Origin of the sequence: Psychrobacillus sp. L3 (assembly GCF_042945595.1) — a bacterium.
GTDB lineage: Bacteria > Bacillota > Bacilli > Bacillales_A > Planococcaceae > Psychrobacillus.
The window spans coordinates 2,856,755-2,881,135 of the sequence record NZ_CP168493.1 but is presented as its reverse complement, the minus strand read 5'-3'; the positions used below and the strand labels follow the sequence as shown (position 1 = coordinate 2,881,135).

Sequence of the window (24,381 nt, the reverse complement as noted above, 5' to 3'; positions counted from 1 at the left end):
CACTATGCAAGAAGAACGTAAACGTATTTTGGATATGGTTGAAAATGGCACAATTACTGCACAAGAAGCATTAATATTATTAGAAGCACTTGGCAAGCAATCAACACCTGTAGCTCAGCCAGTAAAACAGGAAAAAAAAGAGGAATACAAATCAACGGAACAAGCTGAATCTCATTCGTATCACAAGCAACAAAACTCTGATTTTATAGAAGATTTGAAAAGGGATTTTACGGTAGTCGGAGAACGTTTTATGCACTTCTTGCAAGGAACTGTAGATAAAATAAAAGAATTTGAATTTGAAATGCCTTTTGGTGAACCTGTAGTTTTCCAAGAAAAGTTAGTAGTAGAGAAAGCAGAGTATGATGACATTTCTATAGATATTGCAAATGGTAAAGTGGAAATTTTCCCAACGGAAGAATCTAATACACATGCAAATGTGACTGTTAAATCTTATAAAAACTCTTCGGAAGAAGAAGCAAAAAATCGTTTTCACAGAGATTTTCTTTTTAAAGCAGAAGGAAATAAATTACGTATATATAGTGACATGAAAACAACATCAGTTCAAGTTGCGCTATATGTTCCTCAAAGAGCATATAATGATATATCAGCTCGTTTATTTAATGGTGATTTTAGGGCGAACCACATCGAAGCGAATTCGTTTAAAGTCAAAACAACAAACGGAAAAGTGAATTTGGAAGAATTACAATTTGGAAGAGCGGATATTGAGACGGTAAATGGATCGGTTCAAGTTCAACAAGTAGTAGGTGATTCCATTGAAGTGGAAACGATTAATGGACGCATTTATGTTGATGGAAAGTTGAAGGAAGTAGCAGGTTCGTCTGTCAGCGGACATGTTATTCTAACGACGAAAGATAAGGAAGCACGTAAAATAGAAGGAACTGCAGTAGCAGGAACTGTCGAATTATATGTACGGAAAGATGTTTCGTTAAAAGGAGAAGCTACTTCTCAATTAGGAAGAATAGATGTGCAGCTTGCAGATGTTACACAACTGAAACAATCCGAACAATTATTAAATAAAAAAGTTGGATTCACGAAAATAGTAGAATCTGAATCAGAGCCTCTAAGGGTTTACGGAAATGCAAAAACTGGGACTGTCCTTGTTCGATATACAGTAGATGGCGAGTAATCAGAAAAGCTGACAGGGGCGTATGCTCCTGTCAGCTTTTCTTATTCCAACTTAGTATAGCGTGCGCCATGGCATTAGAACAAAGATTTCTATAAGAAGCAGATTGTAGTAATGCTGCTTCTGCTCTGTTTGTCATAAAGCCACATTCTACTAAAACGGCAGGCATTTTTGTATCGCGAAGCACGGCGAAATTGGCTCTCTTCACCCCGCGATTGGTACGCTTTGTAGTAGAACACATAGAGTCTTGGATCAACTTTGAAAGTATTTTAGAATGGCTGGAAGGCTTTGTATACGTAAAAGTTTCAATTCCACTTACATCATTCCACGAAGAGCCGAATGCATTTGCATGAATGGAAATAAATGCATTTACTCCTAATTTATTTGCTAATGTCGTCCTTTCGATAAGGGGCACATCTGAAGTGCCTAAATGACTTAGAAGGACGATTACTCCACATTTCTGTAGTTCCATTTTCATTAGTTGTACAACTACTTGATTAAATTCAAATTCTCTCATTTTCCCATCAGGTGTTCGTTTTCCCGGTGTTTCTGGTCCGTGACCTGCATCGAGCATAATTTTCATAAATAAATCACTCCTTCTCATAATAAATAGAAAGAGAAAAGATAAATGGATACTATTAAATAGAATAATCATGCTAAAATAAGAACTATGTAAAACAGTAGCGCGAAAGGAGCCTTATTGTATGCCTCATGTGACGACAAAGGACGTTAAAGAAATGTTCAAACTTACTTTAGTAAGTGGGGAAGAAGGAATTGGTCGGCATATTGCCATTAGTGATATTTCTCGACCAGGGATTGAAATGGCAGGTTATTTCATGCATTACCCATCCAATCGCATTCAACTTTTAGGGAAAACAGAAGTTTCCTTTTTTCAGCTATTAAAACCAAAAGAAAAAGAAGAACGAATGAGCAAATTATGCGCGCCAGATACACCAGTCATTATTATTTCGCATGGAATGGAAGTTCCAGAAGAATTAATTGTTGCTTCAAATAAAAATTCAGTACCCGTATTAACGACAAATATTCCAACCACAAGATTCTCAAGTAAGCTTACCAATTTTTTAGAAAGTCGATTAGCTCCAACAACGGCTGTTCACGGAGTATTGGTGGATATATACGGGGTAGGTGTATTAATCACTGGGAAAAGTGGTGTTGGGAAAAGTGAAACCGCACTGGAACTAGTGAAAAGAGGTCATCGTTTAGTGGCAGATGACTGCGTAGAAATCAGGCAAGAAGGAGAAGACACACTAGTAGGCAGTGCTCCAAAGTTAATTGAGCATCTTCTTGAAATTCGCGGGTTAGGTATTATCGATATCATGACTTTATTTGGAGCAAGTGCAATTCGTAGTTATAAGCGGATCACACTAGTAATCGAACTAGAATTATGGGATGCAGAAAAAACATATGATCGGCTTGGGCTGGAAGAAGAAAAGATGGAAATAATAAATGCGGCTATCACAAAACTTACAATCCCAGTACGTCCAGGACGAAATTTGTCTGTAATTATTGAAGTAGCAGCAATGAATCATCGTTTAAAACGAATGGGTATGAATGCTGCAGAGGACTTTGCAAAACGTTTAGACGATGTGATAAGCCAAAATGGAGAAAATGAATATTAATGAAATGGCAGAAGGGAGTTACATATGATTTTATTGCAAGCAATTAATCCAGTGGCTTTTTCACTTGGACCTATAGATGTTAGATGGTATGGAATAATTATTGCATGTGGCATAATATTAGCTTTTATAGTGGCACAGAGGGAAATGGTAAAGCGAGGGTTTCATCAAGAATATTTAACAGATTTACTGATTTGGGGAGTGCCTTTAGCAATTGTTGGTGCAAGAATATATTACGTTATCTTTAAATGGGACTTTTATAGTCAGAATCCAGAAAAAATTATTCAAATATGGCATGGTGGAATTGCAATTCATGGTGCATTAATTGCGTCGTTCTTAACGGCTTATTTCTTTACCCGAAAAAGAGGTACTTCTTTTTGGAAACTAATGGATATAATGGCGCCGAGCTTATTAATTGGCCAAGCAGTGGGGCGTTGGGGGAACTTCATGAACCAAGAGGCACATGGTGGAGAAGTTACCAGAACTTTTTTAGAAAACTTGAAGCTTCCGAATTGGATTATCGAGCAAATGCATATTGAAGGAATATATTATCATCCAACATTTTTATATGAATCAGTATGGAATATTATTGGAGTCATTATATTAATTTTACTTCGTAAAGTAAACTTACTTAGAGGCGAGATGTTCTTGTTCTATTTAACATGGTACTCCGTAGGGCGATTCTTTATAGAAGGAATGCGTACAGATAGCTTGTATTTAGTAGGGGAATTAAGAACCGCTCAAGTAGTTTCGTTACTTGCGATTGCAATTTCAATTATTCTATTTATATATAGAAGATTAACGATCAAACCTGCAGTGCGTTATCTAGATAAGTAAAGAAAGTAGGGCAAGCTTTGGGCATTATAAAAAGGGGTTTGTTTGCTGGTTTAAAAACGACGTGGGCGTTAAGTAAAATCATATTTCCTATAACCTTAATTGTTGTCATTTTACAATATACACCTGTTCTGCCTTGGATCATTCAGTTCATAACTCCTTTTATGGAGTTAATAGGACTGCGTGGGGAAGCAGCAATTCCCTTAGTTCTAGGAAATGGACTGAATTTATATGCGGCAATTGCAGGAATACTTTCCATGGATCTGACGGTAAAAGAAGTATTTATATTAGCGACAATGCTTTCTTTTTCCCATAATATTTTTATCGAAACAGGAGTTGCTCTTCGTGTAGGGGTAAAACTTTGGATAGTGTTGGTCGTACGATTTGGGTTAGCTATTCTTTCTGCCATTATTATTAATTTAGTTTGGCGTGGTGGGGGAGAAATGGCTAAATATGGAGTAGCAACGGCGACTCAGCATATACCAAATGGATGGGGAGAGATTGTGTACCTTGGCTTACAAAAAGCGACTTTTGGCGTTTTACACTTGGCTGTTATAGTTATCCCTTTAATGGTTATCATTCAATATTTAAAAGAAAAGAATTATTTGCAAAAATTCTCAAAAGCGATTGGTCCTTTTACTAAAATAATTGGATTGAAGCCAAATGCATCCTTAACGTTAGTTGCAGGCTTTATCACAGGGTTAGCTATTGGGGCTGGTGTAATGATACAAGCTGTTAAAGAAGATGGAGTAAGTAAAAAAGATGCAACGATCGCTTTTATCTTCTTAGTTGCATGTCATGCAGTAATAGAAGATACACTAATCTTTATTCCATTAGGAATACCTATTTTGCCATTATTTTTAATCAGGATATTAACTGCATTTATTTTAACGATTATTGTCGCCTTTATTTGGAATAAGGCACATCAGACAAAACAAGAGGACGTGGTTACTTCATGAAAAGAGAACCTTATACTGCTATATTGTTTGATTTAGATGGGACACTATTAAATACAAATGAATTAATTATCGAAACTTTTTTACATGTTTTAGGAGAAAGATTTCCTGGGAAATATGACAGAGAAAGCGTACTGCCCTTTCTAGGACCTACTTTAGTAGAGTCATTCAATACTGTTGATCCTGCTCTAACGGGTTCATTAATAGAGGCATACCGTACTTGGAATATGAACATGCATGATCAAATGGTGGCTCCTTTCGATGGAGTTGTAGATACTTTATACAAACTAAAAGAGCAAGGATACAAATTAGCGGTCGTTTCGACAAAAAGAAGAGTTATGATTGATAGAGGCATTAAACTAATGAAATGCGAAAATCTTTTCGACACAATTGTGGGATTGGATGATGTAAAAAATGCAAAGCCAGACCCAGAACCAATTGAGTTAGCTTTATCAAGACTTGGTGTCGAAAAAGAGCATGCATTGATGATTGGTGACAATTTACATGATATTGTTGGCGGCCAACGAGCTGGAGTAGATACTGCTGCTGTCGCATGGTCCATGAAAGGGGAAGCGTTTCTAGCTACCTTCTTGCCAACCTATATGATTCATCATATAAGTGAATTGATTACTATAGCAAAAGGTCAACCGGTATGAGAAAAACAGAGAGGTATCCTGTTAGTGGGGCAAATTCCCTGTGGCATGTGTATGATACAGTTCCTTTTTGGAAAGTAGTAAAGAATTTTATATTCATACAAGCAGCGAGATACTCACCATTTTTAAGTTGGAAGAACTTTTTCTACCGAGTATTTTTGAAAATGAAAATTGGAGAAGAGACATCTTTTGCGTTAATGGTAATGGTAGATGTAATGTTCCCAGAGCGTATTAAAGTCGGTAATAACTCGATAATCGGTTATAATACGACGATATTGGCACATGAGTATTTAATTGACGAGTATCGAATTGGAGATGTAATTATAGGCGATCGAGTGTTAATCGGTGCCAATACTACTATTCTTCCCGGAGTAACGATTGGTGACGATGCCATCGTTTCCGCGGCGACTCTTGTAAACAGGGACGTCCCAGAAGGATGCTTTGTCGGTGGAAATCCAATGCGCGTGATCTATACGAAAGAAGAAATGTTAGAGCGTAGAAAATAATAGAGTTACGTATAAATATATGAAAGAATCAAGCGACCGAAGTTATTATTTCGGTCGCTTATTTTAAAGAAGAAAGTATATAAGTTTTGATGCCAGAACAGGTTGATTTCCGCTTCAGGCGGACGCTTTCCGCGGGCGGTCCGTGAGCCTCCTCGCTTCGCTGTGGGGTCTCACCTGCACACGCTTTTCCCGCTGGAGTCGCCGCCTTCCGCTCCAATCAACAGTACTATTAAGGAAGGATATACTTCTTCCAATTAATGAATTGGTGTACTTTCTTTTGCTTATCAAGGTAAGCGGAAACTGAGAAAGAATAGGTAGTATCCATTGATATAGAAGCGCTGAGCGGACGAAATTGCATCTTCGTCCGCTTTTAAAAGGATAGGAAATGATTTATTCTCTCATTAACTAAACCTAATGCACCGTGACTATACATATTTCAATAGGGCGACGGACAAACATCCGCCACAAGATTACCGAAAATAGAGGATCTGGAAGTGACACAGTCACTTCCAGATCCTTTTTAAAATTCTTCGTTAATAGTGTAGCCAATGTTTCGTCCAAAGCACTCGTAAATTAAGTAGGGAGTGTTGACGAAATGAAGGAAATAGGATAATATTTAAAATAATTTATTGTACTAGCACTCTAGTGTATTAAAGTAAAATTAGGAGTGAATAAAATGGCTAAGATTCAAATGTTTGAGAAACCTTTAGGAATGAGAGATTCTTTTCCGGAAGTAAATGAGCAGAAGGAATATATTCGTTCGACAGCGAGAGATTTTATTCGGAACAAAGGATATGACTTTATAAAAACTCCATCGGTTGAGTATTTTGAAACAATTGGAAAAGCTTCTGCCATAGATGAATCATCTTTATTTAAATTAGTAGACAATCAAGGAGAGATGCTAGTATTACGACCGGATATGACGACTCCGATTGCAAGAATAGCAGCATCCAAACTTTTAAAGGAAAAAAATCCGTTACGTTTAGCATATTACGCAAACGTTTTTCGTGCACAACAGCGAGAAGGTGGAAGACCAGCAGAGTTTGAACAGTTAGGGCTTGAACTAATTGGTGATTTTAGTGCATATGGGGATAGTGAAATTATTCATACAGCAGTGGAGCTAGTAAAGGCACTAGGAGTGGAGAACTTCCGAATTACGATTGGACATGCCGGAATGCTATCGGCTATTTTAACGAATAATACAAATTCAGAAGAACAAGTAAATTCCTTACGACAGTTATTAGTAGAGAAAAATTTTGTTGGATTTGAACAAATGCTAGAAGATATGCAGTTGCAAAATGCTCAAAAAGAGACTCTCACAAAATGGATTGATTCTACCGTGGAATCTAAGTCACTCGAAGAATATAGAACGTTCTTAACGGATGAACAAGCGTATTTAATCGATCAAGTAAAGCAATTGCAACGTTTATTGGACTTACAATTAAGTGATTCTTCTATTGTATCTTTCGATTTTACACTAGCGAGTCATATGAGTTATTACACTGGTATGTTATTTGAAATTCATGCGGCAGGTAGCGGATTCCCTATCGGAAACGGGGGGCGATATGATGAATTGTTTAAGCAGTTTAATGAAAAAGTAGGAGCAACTGGATTTGGAATTAGGGTGGACAGACTTTTGGAAGTTTTACCTAGAAATGAAATAAAGGAAAAGCATACGCTGCTATTATTTGAAGAAGGTTTTTATTCCAAAGCAAATGAGCTAGCAGAAGAAAGAAGAAAAAAAGCAGAACGAGTAACGCTTCAATATATAGCGGGTGTAAATGATTTGGATGCATATTCGAGAAATTTTGATGAAGTAATATTTGTCTCAGAAGGTGGTTCTTTTTGTGAATGAGTTAACAATTGCAATGCCGAAAGGGCGCATTTTCGAAGAAGCTTATACATTATTTGTGCAAGCAGGATTCGATTTACCTAAAGAAATAAATGATTCAAGAAAGTTAATCGTGGAAGCTCCGAATGAGCGTATTCAATTTATATTAGCAAAACCAATGGATGTACCTGTTTATGTAGAACATGGTGTGGCTGATATAGGGATTGCTGGGAAAGATGTATTGTTAGAACAGCAACGGGATGTCCATGAATTACTTGATTTACGTATTAGTAATTGCTATATCGCTTCTGCTGGCCTTCCAAATACGAAGATGAATGAAATAGCACCAAGAGTTGCGACAAAATATCCGACGATAGCGACGAACTTCTACAAGGAAAAAGGAGAGCAAGTGGAAATCATTGAGCTTAATGGTTCTATCGAGTTAGCCCCAATGATTGGATTAGCAGATCGAATCGTCGATATCGTATCTACCGGTCGAACGTTAAAAGAAAACGGACTAGTTGAATATGAAAGAATTGTAAACATATCTTCACGACTAATCGTCAATCCGGTGAGCTATCGTGTGAAACGGGAACGAATAAAAGAATTCATCGCGCAATTAAAAAATGAATTGAACAAAAGGTAGGGAATCCTATGAAAATAGCAAAGCTTTCCGATACAATTTCACTACAACGTTCAGTGGAACAAGCAAGTGTAAATCATGTGAAAACGGTTCGTGAAGTCATTGATCATGTGCGTCAAAAAGGGGACAAAGCTCTTTTTGACTATACGGATAAATGGGACGGGGTAAAGCTTACCAACATACAAGTGACAAAGAAAGAGATAGATGATGCATTTGCTAACTTTGACCCACAATTGGTTCAAGATTTAGAAGAAGCAGCAGCCAATATTCGTGCTTTTCACGCACAGCAAGTACGCCCAAATATTGATTTCCCATTGGAAAAAAGTTCTTATATAAAATATAAAATTACCCCGTTAGATGCAGTGGGATTGTATGTCCCTGGAGGTACAGCTACTTATCCGTCTTCTGTATTAATGAATGCCATTCCAGCAGTAGTTGCAGGAGTAAAAAGAGTTGTCATTGTGTCACCACCATCAAAAGAAGGAATGCTTCCTGCTTCCGTACTTGTAGCAGCACATATTGCTGGAATAACGGAAATTTACAAAGTCGGAGGGGCCCAGGCTATTGCAGCTCTTGCTTATGGTACAGAAACTATAAAAGCGGTAGATAAAATAACTGGTCCAGGCAATAGTTATGTAGCGCTTGCAAAAAGAGAAGTATTTGGAAAAGTAGCAATTGATATGATTGCTGGACCAAGTGAAATCGCAGTAATTGCGGATCATACCGCTTTTGCAGATGAAGTGGCATCTGATTTGTTAGCACAAGCAGAGCATGATCGATTTGCAAGTTCTGTATTAATTACAACGAGCGAAAGGCTTGCGAAAGAAGTTCAATTAGAAGTGGAGAAACAATTAAAGCAGCTCCCTCGTGAAGAAATTGCGCGAGCTTCTATTGAAAACTTCGGACGTATTTATATTGCGGAAACACTAGCGCAAGCGATCGATGCAGTAAATGAGCTTGCACCTGAGCACTTAGAAATTATGACGGAGCAGCCAGAAATAATCAGTGAACAAATTAAGCATGCTGGAGCTATCTTTATCGGAAGATTTAGCAGTGAACCAGTGGGAGATTATTTTGCCGGGACGAACCATGTACTTCCTACAAATAGCACGGCTAGATTTTCGAGTGGCTTATGCGTGGATGATTTCATTAAGAAAACAAGCGTTGTATATTATTCGGAAGAAATGTGGCAAGAACAATATCCGAAAATAGCTCGGTTAGCAAGACTAGAACAATTAGAAGGACATGCACGTTCTGTTGAATCAAGAAGTTGGAGTAAGGAGAAATTCAATAACTGTTGATTATCATATTTTTTCCAACTAAAACATTGTACGATTAGTTTTCCGTCTTACTGTAGATATAGTGCGTACTAGTTACTCCTGGGATTTCCGCTGCAGGGCGGACGCTTTCCGCGGAGGGAGCGATGAGCCATCGCCGACGCTACGCGTTCGCTTGCGATTGCTCATCTGTCTCACTCATCCCGCTGGAGTCGCCGCCTTTCGCTACAATCTAATAGAGCTTGCTACTTAATCAAAAATGCTGCATTTAATCTAGTCTTAAGTTGCATTTTCTATAGGTTAAAATCCATGATTCGTTTAATGTGACAGACTATCTAGTGATTGGTATCGAATTATTAGAAACGATTATGGTTTGAATGGATAATAGCAACATTATGCAACTGTACTGTGGTGGCCTTAGTAATAAGGGAAATACTTTTTATTATTTGGAATAGCCTTTCACAATATAAAATAGCCAGATCCTTATGCCGTAGCGCGCCGGGCCGCATGAGCCGAAGTCATGAGACCCACTCGGGCGAAGCACGAGTTGGCTCATGCAAGGTGCGGCAAGTGCGAAGGCTTAGCATTTCTTGTGTTAAGACGCACTATATCTAAAAAGCGAACCGAAATATAAAAATGTAAGCCAGTATCTCGTTTTATTAAATAGAAAAAGATGGATAATCAACAGACTTGGAGGAATTCAATTGATTAATAAAAGAACAGCTAAAATGGAAAGAATGACAAATGAAACAAAGGTATTTGTTGAAATAAATCTAGATGGTGAAGGAAATGCGGTAATTGATACGGGCGTACCTTTTATGGATCATATGCTCGATTTATTTACGAAACATGGGTTATTCAATGCAACAATTAAAGCAAATGGCGATACACATATCGATGATCATCATACTACGGAGGACATTGGAATCGTATTAGGTCAGGCCGTGAAAGAGGCATTAGGCGATAAAAAAAGCATTAAACGATATGGAAATGCATTTGTACCAATGGATGATGCACTAGCACAAGTAGTGATTGATATTTCTAATCGTCCGCATTTAGAGTTCCATGCTCAATTTCCAACGCAAAAAGTGGGGAATTTCGATACAGAGCTTGTACATGAGTTCCTATGGAAGTTTGCACTGGAAGCTCGAATGAATGTGCATGTCATTGTCCATTACGGCATGAATACTCATCATATAATTGAAGCTATTTTTAAAGCATTAGCACGTGCAATTGATGATGCTATTACAATAGATGAACGTGTGAAAGGCGTACCTTCAACGAAAGGATTACTTACATAAGGGAGCAAAAAAAAGATGACGTCCATTCAAGTTTATCCAGCGATTGATATGAAAGGCGGAAAATGTGTCCGACTGTATCAAGGGGATTATGAGCAAGAAACGATTTACGGAGATTCTCCATTTGATATGGCTAAAAAGTTTGCAGATGAAGGGGCAACTTGGATCCATCTAGTAGATTTAGATGGTGCAAAAGACGGGGAGAAAATTCATGCAAATGAAATCATTCGGATTGCAAATGAACTTCCTATGCATGTACAAATTGGTGGCGGCATTCGTACGAAAGAGGATGTCCGTTTTTATATAGAAAATGGAGTGGACCGTGTCATTATTGGCAGTCTTGCTATCTCCCAACCAGAACTAGTAGCGGAGTTAATCGCAGAGTTTGGTGGAGAAAGAATTGTTATTGGCCTTGATGCTAAAGATGGTATGGTGGCGACACATGGTTGGCTAGAAACATCCACACAATCAGCGGTTGAAGTAGGGCAGTATTTTGCTTCAAAAGGTGCGAAATATGTCATTTTCACCGACATTGCGACAGATGGTACGCTTCAAGGACCAAATTTAGCTGCAAACAAAGAACTTGCAGAAGCAACAGGTCTATCAGTTATCGTGTCAGGTGGTATTAGTTCTTTAGATGACATTAATGAGGTTTCGAAGTTAGCAAAAGATACAACAGTTGGTGGTGTAATAATAGGAAAAGCACTATATAGTAATCGGTTTACTTTAAAGGAAGCATTGCAGGAGGTAACAAAATGGTAAAGAAAATTATTCCTTGTCTTGATGTGAAAGATGGACGAGTTGTTAAAGGGGTTCAATTTGTAGGACTAAGAGACGCTGGAGATCCTGCAGAACTAGCTGCATTTTATGATAAAGAAGGTGCGGATGAGCTAGTATTTTTAGATATATCTGCTTCGATTGAAGGCCGCGAAACTATGATTGATGTCGTGAAAAAGACAGCAGAAAATATTTCAATTCCTCTAATCGTTGGTGGAGGCATTCGTACAACGGAAAATATGCAGCAATTATTAAATGCAGGAGCAAGTAAAATTTCGATTAATAGTGCGGCGATTAGTAATCCCTCTGTTATTACAGATGGTGCAAAGTTATTTGGTTCCAATAAAATAATTGTCGCAATCGACGTGAAATGGTCCGAGAGGGATCAAGAATGGTTTGTTTACAAGCATGGTGGGCAAAAGAAAACAGACTGGAAAGTAGTCGACTGGTCAAAAGAAGTAGAAAAACTCGGTGCTGGAGAAATTTTACTTACAAGTATGGACCGTGATGGCGAAAAAGATGGGTACGATATTGCAGTTACCAAACTTGTAAAGAATGCTGTTTCAATTCCTGTGACGGCTAGTGGTGGAGCTGGTAATGTGGAACATATTCTAACTGCCTTTACAGAAGCTAATGCGGATGCTGCACTAGCTGCTTCCATTTTTCATTTTAAAGAAACAAGTGTCCGTGAAGTGAAAAATTACGTCCGTGAAAGAGGAGTAGAGGTAAAATGACAAATTTGCAATTTGATGAAAAAGGCCTTATACCTGTTATTGTTCAACATGCTATTACAAGAGAGGTATTAACACTTGCATATATGAATAATGAAGCATATACAAAAACGGTAGAGACGAAGGAAACTTGGTTTTTCAGTAGAAGTAGACAGGAACTATGGCATAAAGGGGAGACTTCCGGGCATGCGCAACAAGTCATTTCGATTCGAAAAGATTGTGATTCTGACGCGCTAGTGGTGGAAGTATTGCCAAATGGAGTAGCATGTCACACAGGCAAAGAAACTTGCTTCCATAAAACAGTTGAGAAGTTCGATGATACAGTTGGTTACAATACAATCACTTCTTTAATCAATATCATTGAAGAAAGAGAAAAAGAAATGCCAGAAGGGGCATACACCACTTACTTATTTGAAAAAGGCGTAGATAAAATTTGTAAAAAGGTTGGAGAAGAGTCAGCTGAAGTGATTATCGCCTCTAAAAATAATGATGCAGAGGAATTGAAGTGGGAAGCAGCGGATCTAATATACCACTTGTTAGTGCTCTTACAAAATCAAAAAGTGAGCTTCTATGACCTCTTACAAGTATTACAAAAAAGACATGAGAGTAAAACACATAAATAATAATTGTTTATGATATACTGAAGAATATACTGATAAGGGACGTTATTACTTCATTCAGCACTTAGGCTGAATGAGATTAATGCTTCCGGCGGATGCCACAGATTTTTAAAGGAATTTATCGAGGAAGCTCGATAAAAATCTGGGCGCACATACGCCGAGGCGTATGTGATACGTCCCTTATTATTTTTCGGAGGATTATCTTGAATAAAAAAAATAAAAAGGTTTTAAAAGAAAATATTATTTCATTTTTGCCTACAGGCGAATACTACTATAAAAAAGCATTAGACGAGCTTCAAAAAGAACAGTATGAAAAAGCACATAAATATTTAAAAAGAGCAGCAGATTTGAGTCCAGATGATCCATTAATATTAATGCAATATGCCATTTTACAAATGGAATTAGATAACTTTGATTGGGCGCATGAACTTTTAAGAAGCGCACATGATATTGACCCAAAAGAGTCAGAAATCGTGTTTTTTCTTGCAGAAGTAAATGCACATTTAGGAAATTTTATGGATGCCAATCGATTTGCAAGAATGTATGTGGAAATGGATATTCGAGGGGAATATACAGAAGAAGCAATGGAAATTGTAGATTTCACAGAGCAAGAAGATTTAGAATCCTTGGAAATGGACAGTCCATCTAGTGAAGCTCTTTTTCAACAAGAAAAATCCAGACGTTTAATGGAGCAAGGGAAATTTTCTGAAGCGGTAGAATTACTAGAATCTTTGATTATTGATAATCCTGACTTTTGGGCTGCATACAATAACTTGGCACTTGCTTATTTCTATGTTGGAGAAGAAGAACAAGCAAAAGCATTGCTTCATAAAGTATTAAGTGAAAACAGAGGGAATATTCATGCCCTTTGTAATTTAGCTGTTATTCATTATTATGAAAAAAATACGGAAGAATTAGAAGAAATTACGGATTTTCTATCTAAGATTAATCCGTATTTTATCGAGCATCGATATAAAATGGGTGCAACTTTTGCCTTAATCGGAAAATACGAAGAAGCCTTTAAATGGTTGAGAAGCTTACAGCGAAAAGGCTTTGAAGGAGATCCAGGATTTTATTTCTGGTTAGCTCATTCCGCATACTTTGCAGGACATGAAGAAATTGCACGAAATGCTTGGAAAGCGTTATTGAAACTGGATCCAGAAAAAGCAGGATTCGAGCCATGGCTACCTCAAATGAAGGAAATAAATGATCAAGGTACGGAACATCAAAAAGAATTCATTTTGGAGAAGCTCCAAAACAAACATGTCAGTGAACGAATCTTTGGATTTTATTTGTTAGGAAAATCAAAACATCGATCAGAAATAATTTCTCATCCTCAATGGATAATTGTAGAAGAACTAAGCACGATGGAAAAATTGTTTTTAGCACAGTCATTAGGACATTCATTTGATGAAAAATCAGTGGCAGAGAAAGCCTTTTTACGAGCAATTGCAGCAACAGATTTACTTTATGAAAAATATAAACCACTTGCGCAATCAGCTACTTATCTGTTTCAAATGTGGTTTATGTTGATAGAAAGTGCACTTGAAAAGGGGTATGACTTTAAAAACCCAAAAGCTTTAGCTGCTGCAACAGAATATATGTTTGAATCATCTCGTTCTAAGAATGTGACGAAAAAGTATTATGCGGATCAATATGGGATTACTACAAATACCTTAACCAAATATGTCAATGAACTAATTCAGTTTTTGCCGCTGTTTAATGCATAAGCAAAATAGTTGAAGCGGGCATAAAAATCCTATAGATTGAGTGTGAGTAGAATTGTAGGGGGAATTAGCAATGACTGAAGAAAAAATTTATGATGTAATTATAATTGGAGCTGGACCTGCGGGTATGACTGCCGCTGTTTATACTTCTCGTGGGAATCTTTCTACGCTTATGATAGAACGTGGAATTCCTGGTGGACAAATGGCGAACACGGAAGAAGTGGAAAACTATCCAGGTTTTGAAACCATTTTAGGACCTGAACTTTCTACCAAAATGTTCGATCATGCAAAGAAATTCGGTGCCGAGTATGCATACGGTGATGTTGCGGAAATCGTGGATGGCGAGCAATATAAAACAGTAAAAGTTAGTGGGAAAGAATATAAAGCATTAGCCGTAATTATTTCATCTGGTGCGGAATATAAGAAGATGGGTATTCCAGGGGAAACAGAACTTGGAGGACGCGGAGTAAGTTATTGTGCAGTTTGTGACGGGGCATTTTTTAAAGGGAAAAGACTTGTTGTTGTTGGTGGCGGAGATTCTGCTGTTGAAGAAGGCGTGTTTTTGACAAAGTTTGCAGATAAAGTAACGATTGTTCACCGTCGCGATGCGCTACGTGCTCAAAAGATTTTACAAGAACGTGCATTTGCCAATGAAAAAATCGACTTTATTTGGAATACGACATTAAAAGAAATTAATGGCAAAGACGGAAAAGTAGCTGGAGTAACATTAGTTTCTACAGTAGATGGATCGGAAAGTGATTTCGAAACGGACGGAGTTTTTGTATACGTAGGAATGTTGCCATTAACAAAACCATTCTTGAACTTAGGCATCTTAAACGAAAATGGATATATCGTTACGAATGAAAAAATGGAAACAGCCGTACCTGGAATTTTCGGTGCTGGAGATGTACGAGAAAAAATGCTTCGACAAATTGTTACTGCAACAGGAGACGGTAGTATTGCCGCTCAAGCTGCACAGCATTATATTGAAAATTTAAAAGATAAAAATGTTGCAAATGTATAATTTAATGTTATTTTAATCCAATTGTAACCTTATTGAAATAAATAAGGTGTATATTAAGGAATATAAATACCCCTTTTTATATAAGAAATATTTGGACAGGCTGTTTCTCGATTTTAATCGATGAAACAGCCTCTTTTTATGAATTTCATGTATAATATATAATAATAAGTAAAGATAGTTTTGGAGTGATTATTCGTGCAGCGAATCGCAAATTTACTCGTATACAAAGATGGGCAAGTTCTTTTATTGAAAAAGCCTAGAAGAAACTGGTATGTTGCTCCAGGAGGCAAAATGGAAGTGGGAGAGTCCATACTGAACTCTGCAATTCGAGAGTTTACAGAAGAGACAAATACAATTCCAATCAATCCTCATTTAAAGGGAATTTATACGATGGTCATTGAAGAAAATAGTAAGCAAATAGACGAATGGATGCTATTTACATTTGTTGCAACGGATATAGAAGGAACCCCTTTTGAAGAAACAAAAGAAGGCATTTTAGAATGGCATGCAGCAGAAGACTTACACTTACTGCCTATGGCTGAAGGTGATCGAACGAATCTGCTATTTGCTATTCGAGAGCAAGGAATACAATATGGAACATTTGTATACACACCCGACTTTGCGTTAATAAAAGAAACGATTCAACAATCCGTGGAGGGAGAAGTAAACAATGGAAAGTCAGCAAAAGCTTGAAACTGAAGTGGTGATTATCACTGGAATGTCAGGGGCTGGAAAGACAGTAGCAATTCAAAGCTTTGAAGACCTTGGTTATTATTGTATCGATAATTTGCCACCGGAACTTTTAGGAACATTTATCAATTTAATGATAGATTCCAATAAACAGCCTCGCAATATTGCAGCGGTAATGGATTTGCGAGGAGGAGAAATGTTTCATTCATTAGCTGATTCGGTTAATAATTTGCAAGAAGCAACTTCTGTTACGCCAAAAGTTTTGTTTTTGGATGCAGAAGATGAGGTATTAGTGAGAAGATACAAGGAAACTAGAAGGTCTCACCCCCTTGCAAACTCTGGACTTCCTTTAGATGGTATTAAAAAAGAGAGAGAATTACTGTCTGATTTAAAGGGAAGAGCACAATTCATTTATAATACTTCCAAAATGAAACCACGTGAATTACGGGAAAAAATACAAGATGAATTTTCAGCAAAAGGAAGTAAAGTATTTACGGTTAATGTCATGTCATTTGGTTTTAAACATGGTATTCCGATAGATGCGGATTTAGTATTTGATGTTCGTTTTCTTCCAAATCCTTACTATATAGAGGAATTACGTTTGAAATCGGGATTAGATGAGGAAGTTTCTAGTTATGTTTTAAAATGGGTAGACACAAAAACACTAATCGAAAAGTTAACAGATTTGTTTTTATTTATGATTCCTCAATATAAACGGGAAGGTAAAACTCAGCTTGTCATTGCATTTGGATGTACTGGTGGGCAACATCGCTCAGTAACCCTTGCTGAATACTTTGGAAAACAATTAAAAGCAGAAGATAAAACGATTATCACGCATAGAGATGTTACAATAAGAAAGGAATGAAGTAATGAGTCGTACTCAACACCAGAAAAAAATAGTTATAATCGGTGGGGGTACAGGATTATCTACCTTACTTCGTGGTTTAAAGAAATTTCCGATCGATATTACAGCAATTGTTACTGTAGCAGATGATGGTGGAAGTTCTGGGCGATTACGAGATGAATATGATATTCCCCCACCTGGTGATGTTCGAAATGTTTTAGCTGCTCTCTCAGATGTCGAGCCTTTAGTGGAGGAAATGTTCCAGTATCGTTTTTCCAATTCTACTGAATTAGAAGGTCATTCTTTAGGGAATTTAATGCTAACTGCTTTAACTTCTATTACGGGTGATTTTGCCAATGCAATTAGGGAAATGAGCCAAGTATTAAAAGTGCATGGAAAAGTACTTCCAGCTGCAAATCAGATAGTAACACTTCATGCGCAATACGAGGATAATACAATAATAACTGGGGAATCAAAAATTCCGAAGTATGGTCAGAAAATAAAGAAAGTGTTTATTACTCCTGAAGATGTGAAACCGTTACCAGAAACACTTAAAACCATTGCAGAAGCAGATATAATAGCAATTGGACCTGGGAGCCTTTATACAAGCATTCTTCCAAACTTATTAGTAGTAGATATAAAAAAAGCAATAATCAGCTCAAAAGCAAAGAAAGTATATATTTGTAATTTAATGACCCAAGCTGGGGAAACGAGTAATTATACTGCGTCTGATCATGTTCAAGCACTTATAAATCATATAGGTGAAAATTTCATCGATACACTTTTAATTAGTAAGGAAGAAATCCCAGAAAATGTGCAATATTTATACAAACAAGAAAAAGCTTCGCCTGTCAAAATAGATGTTGAAGTTTTAGAAACATTAAACATAGAAATCATAAAGAAAGATATTTCGGTGGTTTATGACGGTGCAGTTCGCCATGATTCCATAAAAGTAGCAAAATGGCTAGTAGAGTATGCAGGTTAATGAGAGCTCTTTGAAACTGATCGTTAGCAGTCTCTAGCAAGAAAGGGGGAAACGGATATGTCGTTTGCTTCTGAAACAAAAAAAGAAATGACGCAAGAAGCGTCAGAACCTTGTTGTGCTAAAGCAGAACTTTCCGCACTTATTCGGATGAATGGTTCCTTGTCATTTAGCAATAAAATGCTTAGTTTAGATGTCCAAACAGAGAATGCTGCCATAGCAAGAAGACTATATACATTGATAAAATCTTTGTATCCATATCAAGTAGAGTTGCTTGTTCGAAAAAAAATGAGATTGAAAAAAAATAATGTCTATATTTGTCGTGTCCGTGAAGGGGCAAAGAGCTTATTAGAGGATTTGAAAATATTAAATGAGGGTTTTCAATTTGAATATTCGATTTCCAAAGAACTCGTGAAAAAGAATTGCTGTAAGCGTGCTTATTTAAGAGGAGCATTCTTGGCAGGAGGCTCTGTTAATAATCCGGAGACGTCTTCCTATCATTTGGAAATTTACTCATTATATAAAACACATAGTGATGCACTAGTAGACTTGATGAATGTATTCGAGTTAAATGCAAAAACTATTGAACGTAAAAAAGGCTTTGTTGCTTATTTGAAGGAAGCAGAAAAAATTTCGGACTTCTTAAGCATTGCTGGTGCGCATTATGCATTATTGAAATTCGAGGATGTTCGAATAATACGAGATATGCGGAACAGTGTAAATCGTCTCGTTAATTGTGAAACGGCGAATCTAAATAAAACGATTAGTGCGGCTATTAGACAAGTAGAAAATATACGATTTATCGAAAATTCGGTTGGTCTAGATCAATTGCCAGAAAAATTAAGAGAAATTGCAAGGTTGCGTGTTGAATATCAAGATGTTACATTGAAAGAATTAGGTGAAATGGTTTCGACAGGGAACGTAAGTAAGTCAGGTATTAATCATCGTTTACGAAAAATAGATGAAATTGCAGATGCACTTCGTAGAGGCGAAACAATTTAGTGAAATGGAGCGTAGAATGATGACAGAAAAACATGTGGAAGTAAAATTACCAGCAGGATTACAAGCGAGACAAGCAGCATTATTTGTTCAAGAGGCTAATCGTTATATTGCAGATGTATATCTCGAAAAAGATGACAAAAAAGTAAATGCCAAAAGTATTATGGGAATTATGAGTTTAGCAATAAGTAAAGGGATAACTGTAAACTTAAGTGCAGAAGGTTCGGATGAAGAAGAAGCGGTAGAAGCGCTAGCGAAATTTATTACAAATGAAGAATAGAAAAAACGCCTCACTCGTCATCATTATGGACGAAAAGGCGTTTTTTTCTTTTTCGAAGTTTGACGCAGCTGTTAAGGGGGTTATAGCCACTGTTTATGGGGAGAAAGCGCCAGTTTATGGGCATATACACGCTCAGTAGGGGCAGATAGCCAGTTTCTAGATTCGGAGCAGCTGTTAAAGGGAGTATAGCAGTTGTTTATGGGGAGATAGCATCAGTTTATGGGCTTATACACGCTCGGTAGGGGCGGATTGCCAGTTACTAGGTTCGGAGCAGCTATTAAGGGAAGTATAGCAGTTGTTTATGGGGAGATAGCATCAGTTTATGGGCTTATACACGCTCGGTAGGGGCGGATAGCCAGTTTCTAGGTTCGGAGCAGCTGTTAAGGGGAGTATAGCCGTTGTTTATAGGGAGATAGCTCCAGTTTATGTGTTTACACACGCTCGGTAGGAGCGGATAGCGACTCATTAAGTTTGGAGCGGCTGTAAAGGGGTTTATAGCCGATGTTTATGGGGAGATAGCCACAGTTTATGTGTTTATACACGCTATGTAGGGGTGAGTAGCAATTTTCTAGGTCCAAAAATAGCTATCCTTCTCAAAAAAATACCCAAGGAAATTAAAAATTTCCTTGGGTACGATTTTTATTAAGCTTTTTTCATTTCGCTACGGCTAATGATATGGTCGATTAAACCGTATTCTTTTGCACGTTCTGCAGTCATGAAGTTATCACGGTCTGTATCTTTTGAAACGACTTCTAGAGGTTGGCCAGTACGTTCCGCCATAATGCCATTTAACTTATCGCGTAGGTGTAAGATACGTTTAGCCGCAATTTCGATTTCTGTTGCTTGCCCTTGTGCTCCACCAAGTGGTTGGTGAATCATAACTTCTGCATTAGGAAGCGCATAACGTTTTCCTTTTGCTCCAGCTGTTAGTAAGAATGCACCCATAGAAGCAGCCATACCGATACAGATCGTTTGTACATCTGGTTTGATGAACTGCATTGTATCGTAGATTGCCATTCCGGAAGTGATGCTTCCGCCTGGGCTATTAATATAGATGGAGATATCTTTTTCTGGATCTTCTGCTTCTAAAAATAATAATTGGGCAACGATGGAGTTTGAAACGTTGTCATCAATAGCACTTCCAAGCATGATAATACGGTCTTTTAGTAATCGTGAGTAAATGTCATATGCGCGTTCCCCACGATTTGTTTGTTCAATAACTGTAGGAATTAAATTCATCCTGATTGCCTCCTTCAAAAGTGGTATTGTAAGTTGATTACTGAGAAATATTCTCTCAGTTGTAACTTTATCATACACATTATGGTCAAGGAAGGTCAAATTTTAAGCTTCAAAATGAAAGGTTGAATTTTGCCCGTTCTATTTGTATAATAAATAAGTCGCTTGCCCTTGTAGTGTAATGGATAACACACAAGCCTCCGAAGCTTGTAATGTGAGTTCGATCCTCGCCGAGGGCATAAATTAAGTAAAAAACAAGAAACGCTTTAATCATGGTATCACATGGTTAAAGTGTTTTTTTTATTCATTTTTCCTACGTCTATTAAATGAAACGGCGTAGGATTCATGGCGAAAATGAAGGATAGGATCTTCCGTAAGTTCGATGCCTTCAGCGACAATGGTTGGGTCAAATAAAATTGACTCATTCGGAAATACCGCTTTATTTAAGGTTAATTGACCAACGACAACTTTTTTTCTATCTTCCGGCCAAGGATCTGTTGCATCATCCGTAGCGTCGTTCTCACTTCCTAAACGAATGACTAAGTTAAAAGAAACCGACCCATTTAGTAATCTCTCGTGAAGTTCTTCACTTAAATAATCAGGAGAAGTTATTTTTGCTTCTGGTTTTTTCAGTGAAGTTTCTTTTTGTGAGGGTTGCCACTCATATTTGATCGCTTGGCGTTTTCCTTCTTTATTCACAAAATAAAAAGCGTGTATTGGGTAATAATGGAGTCGAGCATAACTTGTGGGCGGCTGTTTAAACTGTTCTTTCAGCGCAAGTAATATGTTTTTTCTTTCAGGATACTTTTTGATGATATTCATTATACCTAGGCCCAGATCCACTTTATCTATACCGGTTTTGTCTGCTGTTAAAATTTTTAACATATCGATAAAGGTTTTCGGGTCTTTTGTAATAAACATCGGAATTGTGGTGCTCACTAGATGACTATCAGTTCCATTTGCTAGGTGAAACTGGACGGACATACCTTTGAAAGGGGAAAGAAAATCCGCAGCTGTCGGGTTTGGTGGGCTGTTTGAAAATCGGACAGTTACAGGCACAACCTCATTTTGCAGGTGTTCTGCAGTAGTATATGGTATTGCATTACCGTTAGGCGTAAAGGTCGCTTCATAAAACAAACCTTTTGCATGTGCGCGGCGGGCTCCAGGAAACTTTCCCTGAATCTTTTCAAGAGTGTCAATTGCGTCTGTTGGCAAAGGATCATGATGAATAGGATTATCTACTTGAATCACCTCCATTTATCATTCTATTTCAGCTTTACCCCAAAATCTTTATATTAATCAAAGGAGATAGCCTCCATTTTTTTGAAACCATTTAATGTCTTTTTCGTATAGTTAAGTAGGTTTCACATTTTCGATTTAAAGCTAGAAATATATTATACTTAATAAGAGGTGAATGAGATGAAGAAATTATTTGGACCGCTTGTAACTATAATCGTGATTATTGCTATTATTGCGGCTATTTTAATACCGAGTTATAACGGTTTTGTAAATGGAGAAGAAGATGTCAATAACGCATATGCTCAAGTGGAAAACCAATTGCAGCGCCGTTTGGATTTAATTCCGAACCTTGTGAATACAGTAAAAGGCTTTGCTTCACATGAAAAAGAAGTGCTTAGTAATATAGCGGATGCACGTTCGAAATTAGCTGGAGCGAGTACACCAGCGGAGCAGGCAGCTGCAAATGATCAGTTATCCGGAGCACTAAGCAGATTGTTAGTAGTCGTTGAGAATTATCCTAATTTAAAAGCAGATGCAAACTTTCGTCAATTAATGGATGAACTTGCTGGAACAGAAAATCGTTTGTCTATAGCAAGACAAGACTATAATGGGGTAGTTTCAGACTACAATAAAAAAGTAAAACGCATGCCGGGAAGTATTATTGCTTCTATTTTTGGCTTCGATGAAAAAGAATATTTTAAAGCAGACGCAAATGCAAAAGAAGCGCCTGTCGTTGATTTTAAAGGAGATGGCAAGTAATGAGAAAAGTCGCGCGAATGCTCATAGTTGCGCTGCTTCTATTTATTTCCATCCCACTAGTAACGGTAGCAGCATCTAAAATACCAAAGCCTATTCCAGGTGAACTTTACGTACAAGATTATGAAGGATTTTTGTCCCCATCGACAAAGAAACAAGTAGAAAAGCTTGGTCAACAATTAGATGAAGCAACAGGATCACAAATTGTCGTCATGATTATCAATTCATTAAATGGGCAAGACGTTAATCAATTTAGTGTAGATGTCATAAGAAAATTTGGTATTGGGGATCAGAAAAAAAATAATGGTGTTTTATTGGTGATCGAAACAGATCCAACTAAAAAAGGCAACAGAGATGTATATATTTCAGTCGGCCAAGGTCTTGAAGGAGCTTTACCTGATGGGAAAATTGGTCGTATATTAGAGAATTATACGAATCCTTTTCTAGAACAAGGGTCAGTGGATGATGCAGTCCTTTCTACGTACCAAGTGCTATATAATGAAGTCGCAAAAGAATATGGTTTAGACGGCGAGCTTTTGGAGGTGAAAGATCCATCTGCATCAGACGGCGGTTTTTCGATATCTACCATCATTGGAATCGTGGTTGTCATCTATTTTATTTTTACAATCATGAAAAATGGTGGCGGTGGTGGTGGGTCTGGTAGAAGACGCCGCTCAAATATGTTTGGTCCAGGAAGTTTCGGAGGTGGCTTTGGTGGCGGCTTCGGAGGTGGAGGAAAAGGATCAGGCGGAGGTTTCGGTGGCTTCGGCGGCGGTAGTTCCGGAGGCGGCGGAGCAGGACGTAAATGGTAAATTATTAATGGAAAACGTCCTTAATAGGGCGTTTTCTTTGTTGAAATTTCCTTTTTTGTATCAATTTTAATCATTCCGATAAAATCATGAAGAAGTAATGAATGGGGGATTTGGGAATGAAACTAGTAGAGATCAACAAGGATAACTGGCTACGAACGGTTTTATTGACTACTAATGGTGATGGGAAGGCGACCGTAGTAGAACAATTTGTAGCCTCTAATGCGCTATCTATAGTGCAATCGATTTACGAGACTGGATGGATTGCTAAAGGGATAGAGGTAGATGACAAGATTATCGGCTTCGCAATGTATGGATTTGATGAAGATACTAAGAATTACTGGATATGTCGATTAATGATTGATTACAGCTGTCAGAGGAAGGGCTACGGTAGAGCGGTTATACAGATGATCTTGGACGAAATGAAGCAGTTAGATGGTTGTGAAACTATCTACCTATCAACGGAGCCAGACAATGAAGTAGCTATAAAACTATACGAAAGCTTCGGATTCAAAAAAACAGGCAAGATCAATGAAGGAGAAGCGGAGTTTGTATTGAAACTGTGATTGGGGGGAGAGCAGAGGCTCTTCTTTTTTGCTTGTCGTAAACAACCTTTCAACAAGAAAAAACCAACAATCAGTTGGTTTTTTGATTATTCGTTTTCAGCAAATTCATCTAGCATCTGCTTAACCATTTCGTATTTCGCAATATGAGGTTCTGTAGTGGTATACAAAGATGTTCCTTCATCTACCTCGTTTGTTAGGAGAATGTGATATTTATCAACTCGAGGAAGAACTTCAGACCTCTCTTTGCATTCTTGATTTGTTTCCTCTGTAACAGAAAGATGTTCAATAGTCGCCAAAATTGAAGTTATTTGTTTTCTATTGG

27 protein-coding genes and 1 tRNA gene are annotated in these 24,381 nt (G+C 37.6%); 24 read left to right on the top strand and 4 right to left on the bottom strand.

What is annotated here, in order from left to right; translation table 11 throughout:
• Positions 1 to 4: 4 nt before the first annotated feature.
• Positions 5 to 1,147, top strand: a complete 1,143-nt coding sequence (locus ACEPXD_RS14270; RefSeq protein ID WP_391116954.1) for a DUF4097 family beta strand repeat-containing protein — start codon at positions 5 to 7, stop codon at positions 1,145 to 1,147.
• 31 nt (positions 1,148 to 1,178) lie between these two features.
• Here the strand turns inward: ACEPXD_RS14270 and ACEPXD_RS14265 are convergent, their stop codons facing one another.
• Positions 1,179 to 1,727: an N-acetylmuramoyl-L-alanine amidase gene (locus ACEPXD_RS14265; RefSeq protein WP_391116953.1), complete on the bottom strand. Its 549-nt coding sequence runs from the start codon at positions 1,725 to 1,727 to the stop codon at positions 1,179 to 1,181.
• 121 nt (positions 1,728 to 1,848) lie between these two features.
• Between ACEPXD_RS14265 and hprK the strand changes: the two genes are divergently transcribed.
• The 19 genes from hprK (at position 1,849) to ACEPXD_RS14170 (ending at position 19,453) form a co-directional block, all read left to right on the top strand.
• Positions 1,849 to 2,784 carry an HPr(Ser) kinase/phosphatase gene (hprK, locus tag ACEPXD_RS14260; RefSeq protein ID WP_391116951.1) on the top strand — a complete coding sequence of 312 codons (936 nt, stop codon included), beginning with the start codon at positions 1,849 to 1,851 and terminating at the stop codon, positions 2,782 to 2,784.
• 24 nt (positions 2,785 to 2,808) lie between these two features.
• Entirely contained in the window at positions 2,809 to 3,618 is an 810-nt protein-coding gene (gene lgt, locus ACEPXD_RS14255) for a prolipoprotein diacylglyceryl transferase (protein WP_391116949.1), read from the top strand.
• Between the two features lie 17 nt (positions 3,619 to 3,635).
• Complete coding sequence (locus ACEPXD_RS14250; protein WP_391116947.1) at positions 3,636 to 4,574, top strand: nucleoside recognition domain-containing protein; 939 nt, start codon at positions 3,636 to 3,638, stop codon at positions 4,572 to 4,574.
• Positions 4,571 to 5,227, top strand: coding sequence for a pyrophosphatase PpaX (ppaX, locus tag ACEPXD_RS14245; protein ID WP_391116945.1), 657 nt, complete (start codon positions 4,571 to 4,573; stop codon positions 5,225 to 5,227). The genes ACEPXD_RS14250 and ppaX overlap by 4 nt, the downstream gene beginning before the upstream one ends.
• Positions 5,224 to 5,730 (top strand): acyltransferase, encoded by a 507-nt coding sequence (locus ACEPXD_RS14240; RefSeq protein WP_391116943.1) that lies wholly within the window; start codon positions 5,224 to 5,226, stop codon positions 5,728 to 5,730. The genes ppaX and ACEPXD_RS14240 overlap by 4 nt, the downstream gene beginning before the upstream one ends.
• A 676-nt stretch (positions 5,731 to 6,406) precedes the next feature.
• Positions 6,407 to 7,585: an ATP phosphoribosyltransferase regulatory subunit gene (locus tag ACEPXD_RS14235; RefSeq protein WP_391116941.1), complete on the top strand. Its 1,179-nt coding sequence runs from the start codon at positions 6,407 to 6,409 to the stop codon at positions 7,583 to 7,585.
• A complete protein-coding gene (hisG, locus tag ACEPXD_RS14230) occupies positions 7,578 to 8,207 on the top strand; it encodes an ATP phosphoribosyltransferase (RefSeq protein ID WP_391116939.1) in 630 nt (209 codons plus the stop codon). Before ACEPXD_RS14235 ends, hisG begins: the two co-directional genes overlap by 8 nt.
• Before the next feature lie 8 nt (positions 8,208 to 8,215).
• The gene (gene hisD / locus ACEPXD_RS14225) at positions 8,216 to 9,505 is read left to right on the top strand and encodes a histidinol dehydrogenase (protein WP_391116937.1); all 1,290 of its coding nucleotides are present in this window, start codon (positions 8,216 to 8,218) and stop codon (positions 9,503 to 9,505) included.
• Between the two features lie 683 nt (positions 9,506 to 10,188).
• Complete coding sequence (gene hisB / locus ACEPXD_RS14220) at positions 10,189 to 10,782, top strand: imidazoleglycerol-phosphate dehydratase HisB (protein ID WP_391123259.1); 594 nt, start codon at positions 10,189 to 10,191, stop codon at positions 10,780 to 10,782.
• A gap of 15 nt (positions 10,783 to 10,797) precedes the next feature.
• A complete protein-coding gene (gene hisA / locus ACEPXD_RS14215) occupies positions 10,798 to 11,541 on the top strand; it encodes a 1-(5-phosphoribosyl)-5-[(5-phosphoribosylamino)methylideneamino]imidazole-4-carboxamide isomerase (RefSeq protein ID WP_391116936.1) in 744 nt (247 codons plus the stop codon).
• Positions 11,535 to 12,290 (top strand): imidazole glycerol phosphate synthase subunit HisF, encoded by a 756-nt coding sequence (gene hisF, locus ACEPXD_RS14210; protein WP_391116934.1) that lies wholly within the window; start codon positions 11,535 to 11,537, stop codon positions 12,288 to 12,290. The genes hisA and hisF overlap by 7 nt, the downstream gene beginning before the upstream one ends.
• Entirely contained in the window at positions 12,287 to 12,910 is a 624-nt protein-coding gene (gene hisIE / locus ACEPXD_RS14205) for a bifunctional phosphoribosyl-AMP cyclohydrolase/phosphoribosyl-ATP diphosphatase HisIE (protein WP_391116932.1), read from the top strand. Before hisF ends, hisIE begins: the two co-directional genes overlap by 4 nt.
• A gap of 200 nt (positions 12,911 to 13,110) precedes the next feature.
• Entirely contained in the window at positions 13,111 to 14,637 is a 1,527-nt protein-coding gene (locus ACEPXD_RS14200) for a tetratricopeptide repeat protein (protein WP_391116930.1), read from the top strand.
• Positions 14,638 to 14,707: 70 nt separating this feature from the next.
• Positions 14,708 to 15,658, top strand: coding sequence for a thioredoxin-disulfide reductase (gene trxB, locus ACEPXD_RS14195; RefSeq protein WP_391116928.1), 951 nt, complete (start codon positions 14,708 to 14,710; stop codon positions 15,656 to 15,658).
• 195 nt (positions 15,659 to 15,853) lie between these two features.
• A complete protein-coding gene (locus ACEPXD_RS14190; RefSeq protein WP_391116926.1) occupies positions 15,854 to 16,351 on the top strand; it encodes an NUDIX domain-containing protein in 498 nt (165 codons plus the stop codon).
• Positions 16,329 to 17,213 carry an RNase adapter RapZ gene (gene rapZ, locus ACEPXD_RS14185; RefSeq protein ID WP_391116924.1) on the top strand — a complete coding sequence of 295 codons (885 nt, stop codon included), beginning with the start codon at positions 16,329 to 16,331 and terminating at the stop codon, positions 17,211 to 17,213. Before ACEPXD_RS14190 ends, rapZ begins: the two co-directional genes overlap by 23 nt.
• Positions 17,214 to 17,217: 4 nt before the next feature.
• Positions 17,218 to 18,177 (top strand): gluconeogenesis factor YvcK family protein, encoded by a 960-nt coding sequence (locus ACEPXD_RS14180; protein ID WP_391116922.1) that lies wholly within the window; start codon positions 17,218 to 17,220, stop codon positions 18,175 to 18,177.
• A 57-nt stretch (positions 18,178 to 18,234) separates the two neighbouring features.
• On the top strand, positions 18,235 to 19,176 hold the full coding sequence (whiA, locus tag ACEPXD_RS14175) for a DNA-binding protein WhiA (RefSeq protein ID WP_391116920.1): 942 nt from the start codon (positions 18,235 to 18,237) through the stop codon (positions 19,174 to 19,176).
• A 19-nt stretch (positions 19,177 to 19,195) separates the two neighbouring features.
• Positions 19,196 to 19,453 carry an HPr family phosphocarrier protein gene (locus ACEPXD_RS14170; RefSeq protein ID WP_391123257.1) on the top strand — a complete coding sequence of 86 codons (258 nt, stop codon included), beginning with the start codon at positions 19,196 to 19,198 and terminating at the stop codon, positions 19,451 to 19,453.
• 642 nt (positions 19,454 to 20,095) lie between these two features.
• Here the strand turns inward: ACEPXD_RS14170 and clpP are convergent.
• Positions 20,096 to 20,692 carry an ATP-dependent Clp endopeptidase proteolytic subunit ClpP gene (clpP, locus tag ACEPXD_RS14165; RefSeq protein WP_391116918.1) on the bottom strand — a complete coding sequence of 199 codons (597 nt, stop codon included), beginning with the start codon at positions 20,690 to 20,692 and terminating at the stop codon, positions 20,096 to 20,098.
• 164 nt (positions 20,693 to 20,856) lie between these two features.
• On the opposite strand from clpP, the gene ACEPXD_RS14160 reads away from it, so the two are divergent.
• Positions 20,857 to 20,928 (top strand) — tRNA-Arg (locus tag ACEPXD_RS14160).
• A 61-nt stretch (positions 20,929 to 20,989) separates the two neighbouring features.
• Here the strand turns inward: ACEPXD_RS14160 and ACEPXD_RS14155 are convergent.
• A complete protein-coding gene (locus tag ACEPXD_RS14155; RefSeq protein ID WP_391116916.1) occupies positions 20,990 to 21,946 on the bottom strand; it encodes a catalase family peroxidase in 957 nt (318 codons plus the stop codon).
• Positions 21,947 to 22,108: 162 nt separating this feature from the next.
• Here ACEPXD_RS14155 and ACEPXD_RS14150 point away from each other — a divergent pair, with 162 nt between their 5' ends.
• The 3 genes from ACEPXD_RS14150 to ACEPXD_RS14140 all read left to right on the top strand — a co-directional run bounded on the left by ACEPXD_RS14150 (position 22,109) and on the right by ACEPXD_RS14140 (position 24,059).
• On the top strand, positions 22,109 to 22,687 hold the full coding sequence (locus tag ACEPXD_RS14150; protein ID WP_391116914.1) for a LemA family protein: 579 nt from the start codon (positions 22,109 to 22,111) through the stop codon (positions 22,685 to 22,687).
• On the top strand, positions 22,687 to 23,496 hold the full coding sequence (locus ACEPXD_RS14145) for a TPM domain-containing protein (RefSeq protein WP_391116912.1): 810 nt from the start codon (positions 22,687 to 22,689) through the stop codon (positions 23,494 to 23,496). The genes ACEPXD_RS14150 and ACEPXD_RS14145 overlap by 1 nt, the downstream gene beginning before the upstream one ends.
• Before the next feature lie 116 nt (positions 23,497 to 23,612).
• Positions 23,613 to 24,059 (top strand): GNAT family N-acetyltransferase, encoded by a 447-nt coding sequence (locus tag ACEPXD_RS14140; protein WP_391116910.1) that lies wholly within the window; start codon positions 23,613 to 23,615, stop codon positions 24,057 to 24,059.
• 86 nt (positions 24,060 to 24,145) lie between these two features.
• On the opposite strand, the gene ACEPXD_RS14135 is transcribed toward ACEPXD_RS14140, so the two are convergent.
• Positions 24,146 to 24,355, bottom strand: a complete 210-nt coding sequence (locus ACEPXD_RS14135) for a hypothetical protein (protein WP_391116908.1) — start codon at positions 24,353 to 24,355, stop codon at positions 24,146 to 24,148.
• Between the last annotated feature and the right edge of the window lie 26 nt (positions 24,356 to 24,381).

Excerpts from the sequence above, each read along its gene's own strand:
- ACEPXD_RS14270 (WP_391116954.1), top strand. The coding sequence starts at position 5 with ATGCAAGAAGAACGTAAACGTATTTTGGATATGGTTGAAAATGGCACA.
- ACEPXD_RS14265 (WP_391116953.1), bottom strand. The coding sequence starts at position 1,727 with ATGAAAATTATGCTCGATGCAGGTCACGGACCAGAAACACCGGGAAAA.
- hprK (WP_391116951.1), top strand. The coding sequence starts at position 1,849 with ATGCCTCATGTGACGACAAAGGACGTTAAAGAAATGTTCAAACTTACT.
- lgt (WP_391116949.1), top strand. The coding sequence starts at position 2,809 with ATGATTTTATTGCAAGCAATTAATCCAGTGGCTTTTTCACTTGGACCT.
- ppaX (WP_391116945.1), top strand. The coding sequence starts at position 4,571 with ATGAAAAGAGAACCTTATACTGCTATATTGTTTGATTTAGATGGGACA.
- ACEPXD_RS14240 (WP_391116943.1), top strand. The coding sequence starts at position 5,224 with ATGAGAAAAACAGAGAGGTATCCTGTTAGTGGGGCAAATTCCCTGTGG.
- ACEPXD_RS14235 (WP_391116941.1), top strand. The coding sequence starts at position 6,407 with ATGGCTAAGATTCAAATGTTTGAGAAACCTTTAGGAATGAGAGATTCT.
- hisD (WP_391116937.1), top strand. The coding sequence starts at position 8,216 with ATGAAAATAGCAAAGCTTTCCGATACAATTTCACTACAACGTTCAGTG.
- hisA (WP_391116936.1), top strand. The coding sequence starts at position 10,798 with ATGACGTCCATTCAAGTTTATCCAGCGATTGATATGAAAGGCGGAAAA.
- hisF (WP_391116934.1), top strand. The coding sequence starts at position 11,535 with ATGGTAAAGAAAATTATTCCTTGTCTTGATGTGAAAGATGGACGAGTT.
- hisIE (WP_391116932.1), top strand. The coding sequence starts at position 12,287 with ATGACAAATTTGCAATTTGATGAAAAAGGCCTTATACCTGTTATTGTT.
- trxB (WP_391116928.1), top strand. The coding sequence starts at position 14,708 with ATGACTGAAGAAAAAATTTATGATGTAATTATAATTGGAGCTGGACCT.
- rapZ (WP_391116924.1), top strand. The coding sequence starts at position 16,329 with ATGGAAAGTCAGCAAAAGCTTGAAACTGAAGTGGTGATTATCACTGGA.
- ACEPXD_RS14180 (WP_391116922.1), top strand. The coding sequence starts at position 17,218 with ATGAGTCGTACTCAACACCAGAAAAAAATAGTTATAATCGGTGGGGGT.
- whiA (WP_391116920.1), top strand. The coding sequence starts at position 18,235 with ATGTCGTTTGCTTCTGAAACAAAAAAAGAAATGACGCAAGAAGCGTCA.
- ACEPXD_RS14170 (WP_391123257.1), top strand. The coding sequence starts at position 19,196 with ATGACAGAAAAACATGTGGAAGTAAAATTACCAGCAGGATTACAAGCG.
- clpP (WP_391116918.1), bottom strand. The coding sequence starts at position 20,692 with ATGAATTTAATTCCTACAGTTATTGAACAAACAAATCGTGGGGAACGC.
- ACEPXD_RS14155 (WP_391116916.1), bottom strand. The coding sequence starts at position 21,946 with ATGGAGGTGATTCAAGTAGATAATCCTATTCATCATGATCCTTTGCCA.
- ACEPXD_RS14150 (WP_391116914.1), top strand. The coding sequence starts at position 22,109 with ATGAAGAAATTATTTGGACCGCTTGTAACTATAATCGTGATTATTGCT.
- ACEPXD_RS14145 (WP_391116912.1), top strand. The coding sequence starts at position 22,687 with ATGAGAAAAGTCGCGCGAATGCTCATAGTTGCGCTGCTTCTATTTATT.
- ACEPXD_RS14140 (WP_391116910.1), top strand. The coding sequence starts at position 23,613 with ATGAAACTAGTAGAGATCAACAAGGATAACTGGCTACGAACGGTTTTA.